We start from the raw sequence: 13461 nt of genomic DNA on the forward strand, positions 1-13461 counted from the left end.
GCAGGAACTTCCTCTGCCTTAGGAGCCTCAACCTCAGGAGCAGCATTCTCAGCAACAACCTTTACAGGCACCTCTACGAGAACTTCTTTGTGGAAGTGTACGGTAGCAACAAAGTCACCTACCTTCTTAGCATCGTGCATTGTAACAATCTTACGATCGATGTCAAAGCCTTTCTTCTGAAGCTCAGCAGCTACAGTTGCGGCATTAACAGAACCATAAGTTACACCATTAGCACTTACCTTCATCTCTATAACAAGAGCAACATCTTTCAGAGCCTCAGCCTTCTTCTCAGCCTCAGCCTTAATAGCAGCAAGTTTACGAGCCTGCTGTTTCAAGTTCTCAGCCAATACCTTCTTTGCTGAAGGAGACGCTATAACACCCTTGCCCTGAGGTATCAGGTAGTTACGGCCATAGCCGGCTTTTACGTTAACGATATCGTTCTTAAATCCTAAGCCGATAATATCTTCTTTCAGTATAATTTCCATTCTGTCTCCTCCTTCAAATTATTTCATCAAATCGGTTACATAAGGAAGCAGAGCTATCTGGCGTGCACGCTTAACAGCCTGAGCCACACGGCGCTGATACTTAAGAGAAGTTCCTGTGATACGGCGGGGAAGTATCTTACCCTGCTCGTTCAAGAATTTCTTAAGGAACTCAGGATCCTTATAGTCAATATACTTTATACCGCTCTTCTTGAAACGGCAATACTTCTTTTTCTTTGTATCCACTGAAGGCGGAGTCAAATATCTGATTTCTGATTCTTGTGCTGCCATAATTTAAGCCTCCTCTTTTTTAGCGTATTTGTTTCTTCTCTTCTCGGCATACAGTACGGCATACTTGTCGAGCTTAACTGTCATAAAACGGATTACCTTCTCATCACGACGGAATCCAGTCTCGAGAGTGTTAATTACATTAGGCTCAGCCTTGAACTCTATCAGGCAATAAAAACCTGTAGATTTCTTCTGAATAGGATAAGCCATCTTCTTCAGTCCCCAGGTCTCCTCATTCAGAATTTCCGCACCTTTGTCAGTAAGCAGATTTTTGAATTTAGCGACCGTTTCCTTCATCTGTTCATCAGACAAAACGGGAGTTAAAATGAAAACGGTTTCGTATTGATTCATACTACTTTAAAATGATTAATTTGTTTATTATTTTGCAAAATGCGGTGCAAAGGTACGCTTTTCCGCTGATATATCCGACATTATTAATGTACGCACTTATAATATTTAACTTTATTTCACCTTTACAAGCCTTGTTTTGCCAATCTTTCATATACAAAGCCTTGCTTTATTGATTTTTATCTGTATTTTTGCACCTATAATATTAAGATCATAAAAAATTATTGATATGAAGAAATACGTACGCTTTTCAGGACTGGCAGCCATGTATCTGGGCGTCATTCTGCTGATTGTCGGCTACGCTTTCTGTTGGACCGACAGTAACGCATTCATCATCTCGGCCTTGACTCTGGTGGTGTTTGGAGCAGTTGGGCACGTGTATCTTCTGAAAAAGGAAAGCAAATATTAAACATACCGGAAACGCGACATTTCGCAATTAATGCCATTTTACATTGTAAAAGGCCATAAAACGCGAAATAAAAGACATCTTTTTGACTGCGAAACTGTATTTTTTTACAAACCTCTAGCTATCAGCACATTACACATCTGGCAATTATGCAGGCCTCAATAGTCGGAAATCTGCACACACAAGAACACCAATATAAGTACCAACACAATAATCAACCAATAGAGCATTTCACTTTTTCTATTGGCCGAAGTCTGCTCCTCATCGAAAATTTCGGCATTATTACTATATTCTAAGATAGCACGTTTCAAACTACTCATTCTGAAAGCCAATTCAAAATCCTTAAGATCTATATCATGATACTTACTGTTGCTGTTTGACAATTTTGTAACGACAACAAGCCTGCGCACCGGCATTGAATAATAATGCCACCAGTCAATATAGCATCTGCTCACCTGTGACCATGGATAATCGTGCTTGGTTATCTTAAATAAAAAACGTTCATAACAATGAATACCTCGTGAATCAATTACAATTTTCTGCCTGCGTATAAACAGACTCAATACAACAGAAAATATTACAAGTATGAATATAACTACGGAGATTGCGACATACCATGGTTTACAATAGCCGTCCAACAAACCGCCAGCCAAAATAAGGCAAAAGCCCAATTCCAAAACCGAGGAAGCGGGACTTTCAGTAATCACATACCTGTCAACAAGTTTCATAGTCAATTTCTGTCGTTTCTGCAAATATATAATTTTATTATATAAAAAACAAATAACTTATAATAATATAAAAAAACAATCCTCAGAGCCGGTATATTCGGTTCTGAGGATTGTTTTATTATTATCGTTCAAGGCTTATGTTTATTCTTGCTCAGGAGTGATGAGCTTGTATCCCTTGCCGTGAATGTTGATGATTTCTATCTGGTCGTCGTCCTTAAGATGTTTACGCAACTTTGTAATGTAAACGTCCATAGAGCGTGCGTTGAAGTAGTTATCGTCAATCCATATTGTCTTCAGTGCGAAGTCACGCTGCAGAATCTCGTTAGCATGAGAGCACAGAAGAGCAAGAAGCTCATTCTCTTTAGTTGTAAGCTTTGTCTGCTTGTCGTCAATGGTAAGCAACTGCTTCTGAGTATCGAAAGTAAAACGTCCGATATGATAAACAGTATTTTCTTTGTTTTTCTTACCACGTACACGACGCAGGATAGCCTCTATACGGAACACAAGCTCTTCCATTGAGAACGGCTTTGTGATATAGTCATCAGCACCAATCTTGAATCCCTCAAGAATATCCTCTTTCAATGTTTTTGCCGTGAGGAATATGATTGGAATTTCAGCATTGGCCTGTCTTATTTCCTGAGCCAATGTAAATCCATCTTTCTTTGGCATCATAACATCAAGTACACATATATCAAACTTGCTCTTCAAGAAAGCTTTATATCCTGCGTCACCATCAGGACAAAGTTCTGCGCTATAACCCTTTGCCTGTAAATATTCGCGAAGGAGCATACCTAAATTCTCATCATCTTCGCATAAAAGAATTTTCAATTTCTCATCCATAGTCTTTCTTATTTTTTAATTATAGGTAATGTTATTATAAAATTCGTTCCTTTTCCTTTTTCGCTTTCTGCATGTATTTCACCCTTATGCAGTTCTACGATTTTCTTTACATATGCCAAGCCAAGGCCAAAGCCTTTGACATCATGCACATTTCCGGTATGAACACGATAGAACTTCTCAAAAATCTTTTTAAGATTCTCTTTTTTTATGCCCAATCCGTTATCTCTAACCGACAAGTAAAGATGCTCTTTGTCATTCCATGTATTAATAAACAATTCTACCGGTCGCTCAGGATCACGATATTTAACAGCATTGTCCAACAAGTTGAAAATAACATTCGTAAAATGCATCTCGTCAACATAGATTGTCGGTTCCGTTGCATTCAGTTTTGTCGTTATATGCCCTCCTGTATGTTCTACACGCAATGTAAACGTATTAGCAACATTTTCAGCCAACTCATTCAAATTAAGCTCTTTCTTTTTAAATATGGCTTTCTTGCGGTCAAACATTGACATCTGCAACACCTTTTCTACAAGGAAGCGCAAACGCTTCGACTCGTCATTAATAACTCCTCCCAGATGCTTCATCATAACAGGACTCTTAGTTACGCTTTCATCATTGAGCATCTGTGCAGCAAGAGAAATACTGCTTATAGGAGTTTTTAATTCATGAGTCATATTGTTTATAAAGTCATTCTTTATCTCAGTATAACGTTTCTGCCTGAATATAACTACAATTGTAAAAATAAATGTCACCAACAACACAACAGTAAACGCAATAGAAGGAATCATAAAACGTACACTGCTGAAAATATAGCTGTTCATATCAGGGAAATGTATCTTGACAATTCCAGCCTTCGATGAAGGATCATTTCTGAATAATGCCTGCGAATAAGTATATTCCTCACCTTCATCCGTATAGTCAGGGCATCTGTATACTTCTCTTCCGTCTTGTGTCGAAACCGTAAAATGATAGGCAATATCAATACCATTGTTCATCAGCTCCGTCTTAATGTCCTGATCAAGCATCTTGAAGTTTATACGCTCCTTCAACGGTTTTTCGGAAGCAGTATAAAGTATGCTGTAAACGACCTCGTCAAGCAAAGCTTTCTGATAGATATAACGGTTTTTCACAATTTCCCTCATTGACTTTGTTGCCTCTGATATCGAGTTCTTGTCATTACGCAGAATCATCGCTTTGGGCATTGAGGACGGCTTCATTGTTATCGTTTTTAATTCAAAAGACGAATACATCGTACCGTTTTTATCAACAACAGAGTATTGATGTGAATGCTGGACAGTGCCGTCCATTTCACCCGAACGAGTTCCAACCGAATCTTGTTTGAATGCACGGCGTTCTGTCGCGTTAACATCCTTCTCAAGATACCTTAATGTCTCATTCAGTTCCAAGTTACGGGCAGCCTGAGACAGAGCCTTTGTTACAGACTCGTCAAACTGTTCTTTCTTCATGTGCACCATCTCTTCAATATATTTTATTTGCATAAAGAGCAGCACAAGGAATGAAAGTCCCATCACGATTGCTACTGTCCAAATTGTTGCTTTTTTCATATTGGCAAATATATGGTAAAAATAAATAAAGCCAAATTATTTTGTTAATTAATTATTCAAAATTTATCTATATTAACCAAATAAGCATACGATAATTAATAATTATCAAGTTAAAGGCCTTCACAAAAGTTCTTGCAATTAAACAGAACAGCATGAAGAATAATTGTAAAGAACTATAAGGTTATATATAGTGCAATGGCATTCATGGCATACCAAGGAAACGGCATTATACAAAAAGAATAAAACAGACTTTATATACAAGCAAGAAACGGCATAACACTTATAAAAATAGCAAGATCACAATAAGCCATAATTTTTCAAACAAACTATTCAACATGCAATATCAGCATAAAAAAAACAGCCGTGGGATTTACTCCACACGGCTGATTCATTATTGTTATTCGTCTTTATCAGCAAGTTCTGCCTCATGCTCTTGTATCAGAGCCTGCTGTATGTCGTTAGGAACAAGCTCGTAACTTGCGAACTTCGTGGTAAACGAAGCACGTCCGCCTGTAATAGAGCTCAGCGAGATAGAATAGTTTGCAAGTTCCTTCAAAGGTATCTTGGCCTGCAGTTTCTGATAACCGGCTTCGCTGTCCATACCCATGATGAGGGCACGACGTCCCTGCAAGTCGCTCATGACATCACCCATAAAATCTGCCGGAACATAAACCTCAAGGTCGTAAATAGGCTCAAGAATCTTCGGACCAGCATTCTTAAATGCATCAGAGAAAGCATGGCGGGCTGCCAACATGAATGAAAGTTCATTACTGTCAACCGGGTGCATCTTTCCATCATAAACAACAACACGTACGTCACGTGCGTAGCTTCCAGTCAGAGGTCCCTGCTCCATACGCTCCATAATACCCTTCAAAATAGCAGGCATAAAGCGTGTATCAATAGCACCACCGACAACAGAGTTGATGAACACGAGCTTGCCGCCCCACTCCAGGTCAACTACTTCCTTACTCTTGATGTTCATCTTGAACTCCTGACCGTTAAACTTGTACATTACAGGATCAGGCATACCTTCTGCATAAGGCTCAACAATAAGGTGAACCTCACCAAACTGTCCTGCACCACCCGACTGTTTCTTATGACGATAGTCTGCACGTGCAGCCTTAGTGATGGTCTCACGATAAGGAATCTTGGCATCAACAAACTTAACCTGCAGTTTCTCATTATTCTCAAGGCGCCATTTTAGTGTACGCAAATGGAACTCACCCTGACCATGAACTATTGTCTGCTTCAGCTCCTTGCTCTGCTCTATTACCCATGTCGGATCTTCCTGTCTCATCTTCAACAAAGCAGCCATCAGTTTTTCTGTGTCAGCCTCATTGACAGCCTTAATGGCACGAGAATACTTAGAGTTAGGATATTTTATGAAGTCGAATCTATTATCACAATCCTTTCCATTAAGAGTGTTGCCTGTCTTAACGTCCTTCAGCTTAACAGTACAGCCAATATCACCGGCATTAAGACAGTCAACAGGCTGACGGTTAGCTCCTGCACAAACATAAATATTTGCAATGCGTTCTTTTGAGCCACGGTCGGCATTGCTTAAATCGTCTCCGGCCTTAACGCATCCGCTCATAACCTTGAAGTAAGAAACTTCTCCGATATGAGGCTCAACGCCTGTCTTAAAGAAGTAAATAGATTCAGGTCCTGCACTTTCTGCAGCAACTTCCTCACCACGTGTGTTATGAACCTTAGGCATTTCGCTTACAAACGGAACTACGTTGCCCAAGAATTCCATCAGGCGGTGAACACCCATACTCTTTCCTGCGCAAACACAGAAAACAGGGAATATAGAACGTGTAACCAATCCTTTACGTATACCTTCACGCATTTCGTCCTCTGTGAGAGTTTCCTCCTCAAAGAATTTCTCCATCAGAGTTTCATCGTTCTCTGCTGCGGCCTCCACAAGAGCCTTATGAAGTTCCATTGCCTTGTCCATCTCCTCTGCCGGTATATCCTCTATGATAGGAGCACCGCCTTCGGGCTTCCATGAATATTTCTTCATCAGAAGGACGTCAATAAGGGCATTAAAGCCTGGACCTGTAGTTATCGGATATTGTATCTGGACGCATTTCGGACCATAAATGTCCTGCATGCTGCTTATTATCGAATCGAAATCACACTTATCGCTGTCGAGCTGGTTTACAAGGAAGATAACCGGCTTCTTCAGTTTCTCAGTGTATCTGAAGTTATTCTGTGTACCAACTTCAGGACCATACTGACCATTGATTAATATAACAGCCTGGTCAGTAACGTTAAGGGCTGTGATGGCGCCGCCGACAAAGTCGTCAGAGCCCGGGCAATCTATGATATTAAGTTTTTTATTGTTCCACTCTACATTAAAAACAGTTGAAAATACCGAGTAGCCGTATTCTTGTTCAACAGGGAAATAGTCACTTACTGTGTTTTTTGCTTCTACAGAACCGCGGCGCTTAATCAGTCCGCTCTCATATAACATAGCTTCGGCAAGAGTAGTCTTGCCTGAGCCCGCACTGCCAAGCAAGGCAATGTTTTTAATCTCGTTAGTTTGATAAACTCTCATATTATTATAGATTTAAGTTAATAACTTATGTTGGCCTCTAAGTTACGATTTTTTGCGCAAACAAGCAAAAGAAAACACAAAAAAGCGTCAAAAAATTAAAACATATTAGTAATTTTGCATTAAAATAAAGAAAACGAAACTGAAACATCTAATAAACAATGGCCGGCATATACATCCATATACCCTTCTGCAAGAGCCGCTGCATTTATTGCGGTTTCTACTCGACCACACTTCTTGACTTACGCAAGAAATACATAAATGCGGTTTGTCGCGAAATGGAATTAAGGAAAAACTATATCCGCGAACCTTTCTCCACTATATATCTTGGCGGAGGCACGCCTTCGTTGCTGGACGAGGCTGAACTTACCCAACTGTTTCTATATATAAATAATGTGTATGACGTGGACAGAAATGCCGAAATAACAATGGAGTGCAACCCTGATGACATCACTCCGGAGTTTACAAACATGCTAAGCCGTCTGCCTATAAACCGTGTAAGCATGGGTGCGCAGACATTTGCAGACAGCAGACTCCGTCTTCTACACAGACGTCACAATTCTGACGAAGTGAAACATGCCGTAAAATTGCTGAGAGAAGCAGGCATCAAAAATATAAGCATCGACCTGATGTTTGGATTCCCTGACGAAAGTTTAAGCCAGTGGAAGGAGGACATATCTGCCGCTTTGGCTCTAAACGTAGAACACATCTCGGCATACAGTCTTATGTATGAAGAAGACACGCCATTATGGAAAATGCTCGACACTGGCAAGGTAAAAGAGATTGACGAGGAACTGAGCCTGACAATGTTCAAAGAGCTTGTATGCCAACTTACTGATGCCGGATATGAACATTATGAAATAAGCAACTTTGCACGTCCAGGATATCGCTCACGTCATAACAGCAGCTATTGGCATCAAGTGCCATATATCGGTCTTGGCGCAGCCGCTCACTCGTTTGACCTTAACTCCAGACAGTGGAATGTGGCCGATTTAAAACTATACATCGAGGAAATTAATAACGGCATCATACCTATGGAGCGTGAAGAACTAGACAACGACACAACATTCAACGACATCATAACCACTGCCCTACGCACATCAGACGGGATTGATCTAAACGCCATGGAAACGCGTTTGGGTAAAAGATACAGAAACACGCTTATTTCTGCCGCCGGCAAACATATTGAGCAAGGACTACTAGAGATACGGCACGACCGGCTAAGACTTACAGCCGAAGGAATCTTTATCAGTGACATGGTGATGAGCGACCTTATGATTGTTTAGTCATGCATTCTCATCTGGCAACCGGTAATAATATTAACGAAATTATGGCATAAAAAAACTTAAGCATTTTCATCTGTTCCTACGTGGACAAAACAATAAAATCATAATATACCATTTCAACACCTTGCAAAGCAACGTGCTGCCAATTTACTAAAAGACATTACAGAATGTCACTGCTGTTTTGTATGAGTTTTTAGCTAGAATAGAAACAAGATGAGACAAAAACAGCCGGAAGGCAGTAAACAATATTTACAAAGTCTGTAAAAAGCTTTGTTTTATGATACAAAAAGCATCGTATTACACCCCAAAACACTATGTTTTTACGTTCAAAAACAAGCCGTTTTCCTATCAAGAAACGGTTTATTATAACTGTTTTACATCAGTTTCCATTGCACACAACCCGACATTCTCGCATAGTTCATTGTAATGCAATAACTTATGGATGCACACGAATTAGGCCAATTTTCACGTCCAAATGATTTTATTTTCAAAATAACTCAGTCTGAAGAGGTCTGCAAAAATCAAATTGAAAGAAAACAAAAGACAAAAGCATCAAAAAGTAAAACCAAAACAGAAAGTCCAAACGGCCAAAAGTTCTATGCGACATAAACCATTATCATAAATAATGACATGAAACATCAACATATAAACATATTCAGCATGTATAAAAGAATGGCAACCAACTATTACTAAAATAACGGATTATATACGACAGGCCTTTACATTTACCATTTTGAACAGACAAAGGAAGGCTTTAATCGGTCGAATGTTCCTCATAGCGGCATCCTTTTTCTTGCTATTGTTTGGTTTTAAAGATAAAATTATTTAATTTTGCCACCTAAAGCAATAGTAATACGCCGAATAAGCCTAACACGGCTGACAAATAGTAAGCGTAAAGAAACGAAAAGAATGATTTCAGTAGAAGGACTAAAAGTAGAATTTGGCGTTAAGCCGCTCTTCAGCAACGTCAGCTTCGTAATTAACGACCGCGACCGAATCGCACTGGTCGGAAAAAACGGAGCAGGCAAATCTACTATGCTGAAGATTCTCTGCGGCATGCAAAAGCCAACTGCGGGCGTCGTGGCTGTACCAAGTGGAACAACCATAGGCTATCTGCCGCAGGTGATGATTCTTCAGGATGACACAACAGTACGTGAAGAGGCGCGTAAGGCCTTCGCCGGAAATACGGAAATGAAGGCAAGGCTCGACAAGATGAACCAACAGTTGGCAGAACGCACCGACTATGACAGTGATGAATATATGGCTCTAGTTCAGAAGTTCACCCAAGAGCACGAAAGATACATGATGATGGGCGCAGAGAACTATGAAGCTGACATAGAGCGCACTTTGACAGGTCTTGGATTTGAGCGTTCGGACATGTCACGTCCTACAAGTGAGTTTAGCGGAGGATGGCGTATGCGTATAGAGCTGGCAAAGATTCTTTTGCAGAAGCCGGACGTTCTGTTGCTAGATGAGCCTACCAACCATCTCGACATTGAGAGCATACAATGGCTCGAACAGTTTCTTGCACAAAGCGCAAAAGCCGTGGTTTTGGTAAGCCACGACCGTGCATTCATCAACAATGTGACCAACCGCACGCTCGAAATAAGCTGTGGCAAGGTGGTTGACTATAAAGTGAAATATGACGAGTACGTGAAGCTCAGAGCCGAACGACGCGAGCAGCAACTGCGTGCCTACGAGAACCAGCAGAAGGAAATAGCCGACATAAAAGATTTCATTGAACGCTTCAGGTACAAGCCCACAAAGGCTGTACAGGTGCAGAGCCGCATAAAGCAGCTCGAGAAGATTGTGCCTATAGAAGTTGACGAAGTGGACAACTCGGCAATGCACCTCAAGTTTCCCCCATGCCTGCGCAGCGGCGACTATCCTGTAATATGCGATGAAGTGCGCAAGGATTATGGCACTCATACCGTGTTCGACCATGTAACACTCACAATAAAACGTGGCGAGAAGGTAGCCTTCGTAGGAAAGAACGGAGAAGGAAAATCAACACTCGTGAAATGTATAATGAACGAGATTCCATACACCGGAACGCTTAAGATTGGCCATAACGTTCAGATTGGCTATTTTGCCCAAAATCAGGCACAGCTGCTTGACGAGGAGCTTACGGTGTTCCAGACAATAGACAATGTAGCCAAAGGAGACATCCGACTAAAGATTAACGACATACTCGGAGCTTTTATGTTCGGAGGCGAAGCATCTGAGAAGAAAGTGAAAGTGCTCAGTGGTGGCGAACGCAGCCGACTCGCAATGATAAAGCTCCTGCTCGAACCGGTTAACCTGCTGATTCTCGACGAGCCGACCAACCATCTCGACATGCCGTCGAAGGATGTCCTAAAAGAGGCCATCAAAGCTTTTGACGGCACGGCCATCATTGTAAGCCACGACCGCGAGTTTCTCGACGGACTGGTAACCAAGGTCTATGAATTTGGAGGCGGAAAAGTAAGAGAGCATATCGGCGGAATATACGACTTTCTACAGACTCATAACATCGACTCACTCGACTCTCTTGGTCATCACCAAGCAACGACAACGATACAACAGCCAGCAAGCTCAGGCAACTCAACATGCAATGAGCAGCAACAGGCTGAAAACTCGGCCAAGCAATCGTATGAAGAACGCAAAGAGCAACAGAAGAAAATACGTAAGGCTGAAAAGGCCGTAAAGGACTCTGAAGCAAAAATCGAGACGCTTGAAAAGCGTCTTAAGGAACTCGACGAAATGCTATGTCAACCCGAAAGGGCCAGTGACATGAAGCTGATAAACGAATATACATCTGTAAAGAAAACTCTCGATGAAGAAGTTGAGAGATGGGAGCAGTTGTCGGAAGAACTTGAAAAATATATGTAACAGACAAATACCATCAACTTAAATTAAAAAAATTATGAAAATGAAACACATTATCCCAGCAGTGCTATTTGCCTCTGCCTCACTGACAGCAGGCGCACAGGCACAGCTGACGTCGGGAATCGACCTGAAGAATCTCGACAACAGTGTCAGACCAGCTGATGATTTCTATCAGTACGCATGTGGCGGATGGATGAAAAACAATCCGCTGCCCGCAGCTTATTCACGCTTCGGAAGCTTTGATCAGCTCGGACTCGACAACAACAAACGCGTTAACACAATCTTGAGCGACCTGCTGAAGAAAGAATATCCGCAGGGCACCACAGAGCGCAAGTTAAGCGACTTCTACAAGCTTGCAATGGACTCTGTGCGCCGCAACAAGGAAGGCGTAAAGCCTGTTATGCCGCTCATAAATGAGATAGAAAAGGCCAAGACCGTGGCTGACCTCCGCAAGGTGCAGCTTAAATATGCTACATTCGGCTATGGAGTACCTATGGGCATCGGATTTGGAGCTGATGAAAAGAACGCCACAATGAACATCCTGAATATATATCAGGGTGGTATATGCCTCGGCCAGAAGGAATATTATCTTGACACAGACCCCGCAACAACAGCCATAAGAGAGGCTTACAAGAAGCATATTGAGCGTATGTTCAAACTCTTTGGTTTCTCTGACGCTGCTGCCAAGAAGAAGATGGAGAGCATCATGAAAGTAGAAACTGCGCTGGCAAAGGTTTCTAAGTCAAGCACAGAGCTGCGTGACGTTGCTGCCAACTACAACAAGATGACTATTCAGAACTTTGAGAGCAACTATCCTCACGTAGGCTTAACACAACTTCTGAACGCAGAAGGCGTAAAGAGCGAGTACTTCAAGGAACTCGTTGTAGGTCAGCCTGCTTTCGTAAAGGGTGCAGACAAGATTCTCTCTGAGATGACAGCCGACGAAATGCGTGCTTATATGGAATGGGATGTTATCCTCTCAGCAGCAGGCTACCTGAGCGATGACGTAATAGCTGCCAACTTCGACTTCTTCGGAAAGACAATGTCTGGCCGTAAGGAAGACCATCCACGTTGGAAGCGTGCAACAAGTCAGGTAGAAAGCCAGATGGGTGAAGCTCTCGGCAAGATGTATGTTGAGCGTTACTTCCCCGCATCTTCAAAAGAGCGTATGGAAAAGCTCGTAAAGAATCTGCAGATTTCTCTTGCTGAAAGAATCAAGGCTCAGGACTGGATGAGTGCCGACACAAAGAAGGCTGCACTCGACAAACTCGATGCTTTCTACGTAAAGATCGGTTATCCAAATAAATGGAAAGATATGTCAGGCCTGACAATCGACCCCAAATTGTCTTACTATGAGAACGTACAGAACTGCCGCAAATTCTGGAACGAGTGGGACATCAACTATCGTGCAGGCAAACCGGTTGATAAGGATGAGTGGTTCATGACACCTCAGACCGTCAATGCATACTATAATCCGACAACCAACGAGATTTGCTTCCCGGCAGGAATCCTGCAGCGTCCTTTCTTTGATCCTGAAGCAGACGACGCATTCAACTATGGTGCCATCGGTGTTGTTATCGGCCATGAGATGACTCACGGATTCGACGATCAGGGACGCAACTATGACAAGAACGGAAATATGATTGACTGGTGGACAGCCAGCGACGCTGAAAACTTCAATAAGCGTGCACAGGTTTGCGTTGACTTCTTCTCTGCAATCAAAGTTCTGCCTGACCTCAATGCCAACGGTAAACTCACACTTGGCGAAAACATTGCCGACCACGGCGGTCTGCAGGTTTCATACAATGCATATAAGAACGCCACAAAGGACGCTCCTCTGAAAGAGATTGACGGCCTTACAGCCGACCAGCGTTTCTTCTTGGCTTATGCAGGCGTATGGGCTGCAAACATTACAGAAGAGGAGATACGTAACCGTACAAAGAGCGATCCTCACTCTCTCGGCGAATGGCGCGTAAACGGTGCACTGCCACATATCGACGCATGGTACGAAGCTTTCAACGTTAAACCTACAGACAAGCTTTATCTGCCGGCAGACAAACGAGTAAAACTTTGGTAATTTCACCTCAGTG

12 protein-coding genes are annotated in these 13461 nt (G+C 42.0%); 5 read left to right on the top strand and 7 right to left on the bottom strand.

Annotated features, from left to right (window positions below; translation table 11 throughout):
* From rplI to rpsF, 3 genes are all read right to left on the bottom strand, one after another.
* Positions 1 to 485 (bottom strand): 50S ribosomal protein L9 (gene rplI / locus QVO66_RS06470; protein ID WP_288172688.1); only part of this gene is annotated, 485 nt, incomplete at its 3' end.
* Between the two features lie 18 nt (positions 486 to 503).
* The gene (rpsR, locus tag QVO66_RS06475; protein ID WP_021854625.1) at positions 504 to 773 is read right to left on the bottom strand and encodes a 30S ribosomal protein S18; all 270 of its coding nucleotides are present in this window, start codon (positions 771 to 773) and stop codon (positions 504 to 506) included.
* 3 nt (positions 774 to 776) lie between these two features.
* Entirely contained in the window at positions 777 to 1121 is a 345-nt protein-coding gene (gene rpsF / locus QVO66_RS06480; protein WP_021854626.1) for a 30S ribosomal protein S6, read from the bottom strand.
* 226 nt (positions 1122 to 1347) lie between these two features.
* On the opposite strand from rpsF, the gene QVO66_RS06485 reads away from it, so the two are divergent.
* Positions 1348 to 1527 carry a hypothetical protein gene (locus QVO66_RS06485; RefSeq protein ID WP_021854628.1) on the top strand — a complete coding sequence of 60 codons (180 nt, stop codon included), beginning with the start codon at positions 1348 to 1350 and terminating at the stop codon, positions 1525 to 1527.
* A 155-nt stretch (positions 1528 to 1682) separates the two neighbouring features.
* Here the strand turns inward: QVO66_RS06485 and QVO66_RS06490 are convergent, their stop codons facing one another.
* From QVO66_RS06490 to QVO66_RS06505, 4 genes are all read right to left on the bottom strand, one after another.
* Entirely contained in the window at positions 1683 to 2252 is a 570-nt protein-coding gene (locus tag QVO66_RS06490; RefSeq protein WP_021854629.1) for a hypothetical protein, read from the bottom strand.
* Between the two features lie 141 nt (positions 2253 to 2393).
* Positions 2394 to 3092, bottom strand: coding sequence for a response regulator transcription factor RprY (gene rprY / locus QVO66_RS06495; protein WP_021854630.1), 699 nt, complete (start codon positions 3090 to 3092; stop codon positions 2394 to 2396).
* Positions 3093 to 3100: 8 nt separating this feature from the next.
* Positions 3101 to 4660: a sensor histidine kinase gene (locus QVO66_RS06500; RefSeq protein ID WP_021854631.1), complete on the bottom strand. Its 1560-nt coding sequence runs from the start codon at positions 4658 to 4660 to the stop codon at positions 3101 to 3103.
* 397 nt (positions 4661 to 5057) lie between these two features.
* Positions 5058 to 7220, bottom strand: a complete 2163-nt coding sequence (locus QVO66_RS06505; RefSeq protein ID WP_021854632.1) for an elongation factor G — start codon at positions 7218 to 7220, stop codon at positions 5058 to 5060.
* A gap of 158 nt (positions 7221 to 7378) precedes the next feature.
* Here QVO66_RS06505 and hemW point away from each other — a divergent pair, with 158 nt between their 5' ends.
* The 4 genes from hemW (at position 7379) to QVO66_RS06525 (ending at position 13448) form a co-directional block, all read left to right on the top strand.
* Positions 7379 to 8503: a radical SAM family heme chaperone HemW gene (gene hemW / locus QVO66_RS06510; protein ID WP_021854633.1), complete on the top strand. Its 1125-nt coding sequence runs from the start codon at positions 7379 to 7381 to the stop codon at positions 8501 to 8503.
* 438 nt (positions 8504 to 8941) lie between these two features.
* Entirely contained in the window at positions 8942 to 9112 is a 171-nt protein-coding gene (locus tag QVO66_RS06515) for a hypothetical protein (protein WP_288172690.1), read from the top strand.
* 300 nt (positions 9113 to 9412) lie between these two features.
* Positions 9413 to 11374 (top strand): ABC-F family ATP-binding cassette domain-containing protein, encoded by a 1962-nt coding sequence (locus QVO66_RS06520; RefSeq protein ID WP_021854635.1) that lies wholly within the window; start codon positions 9413 to 9415, stop codon positions 11372 to 11374.
* Between the two features lie 34 nt (positions 11375 to 11408).
* Complete coding sequence (locus tag QVO66_RS06525) at positions 11409 to 13448, top strand: M13 family metallopeptidase (protein WP_288172691.1); 2040 nt, start codon at positions 11409 to 11411, stop codon at positions 13446 to 13448.
* The last annotated feature ends 13 nt before the right edge of the window (positions 13449 to 13461 follow it).

This window comes from Prevotella sp. CAG:255 (genome assembly GCF_000431195.1).
GTDB classification, from domain to species: domain Bacteria; phylum Bacteroidota; class Bacteroidia; order Bacteroidales; family Bacteroidaceae; genus Prevotella; species Prevotella rara.

What these genes read in the sequence shown, in the direction of transcription:
- rpsR (WP_021854625.1), bottom strand. Translation starts at nt 773, where the DNA reads ATGGCAGCACAAGAATCAGAAATCAGATATTTGACTCCGCCTTCAGTG.
- QVO66_RS06520 (WP_021854635.1), top strand. Translation starts at nt 9,413, where the DNA reads ATGATTTCAGTAGAAGGACTAAAAGTAGAATTTGGCGTTAAGCCGCTC.
- QVO66_RS06485 (WP_021854628.1), top strand. Translation starts at nt 1,348, where the DNA reads ATGAAGAAATACGTACGCTTTTCAGGACTGGCAGCCATGTATCTGGGC.
- rprY (WP_021854630.1), bottom strand. Translation starts at nt 3,092, where the DNA reads ATGGATGAGAAATTGAAAATTCTTTTATGCGAAGATGATGAGAATTTA.
- rpsF (WP_021854626.1), bottom strand. Translation starts at nt 1,121, where the DNA reads ATGAATCAATACGAAACCGTTTTCATTTTAACTCCCGTTTTGTCTGAT.
- QVO66_RS06500 (WP_021854631.1), bottom strand. Translation starts at nt 4,660, where the DNA reads ATGAAAAAAGCAACAATTTGGACAGTAGCAATCGTGATGGGACTTTCA.
- QVO66_RS06515 (WP_288172690.1), top strand. Translation starts at nt 8,942, where the DNA reads ATGGATGCACACGAATTAGGCCAATTTTCACGTCCAAATGATTTTATT.
- QVO66_RS06505 (WP_021854632.1), bottom strand. Translation starts at nt 7,220, where the DNA reads ATGAGAGTTTATCAAACTAACGAGATTAAAAACATTGCCTTGCTTGGC.
- hemW (WP_021854633.1), top strand. Translation starts at nt 7,379, where the DNA reads ATGGCCGGCATATACATCCATATACCCTTCTGCAAGAGCCGCTGCATT.
- QVO66_RS06490 (WP_021854629.1), bottom strand. Translation starts at nt 2,252, where the DNA reads ATGAAACTTGTTGACAGGTATGTGATTACTGAAAGTCCCGCTTCCTCG.
- QVO66_RS06525 (WP_288172691.1), top strand. Translation starts at nt 11,409, where the DNA reads ATGAAAATGAAACACATTATCCCAGCAGTGCTATTTGCCTCTGCCTCA.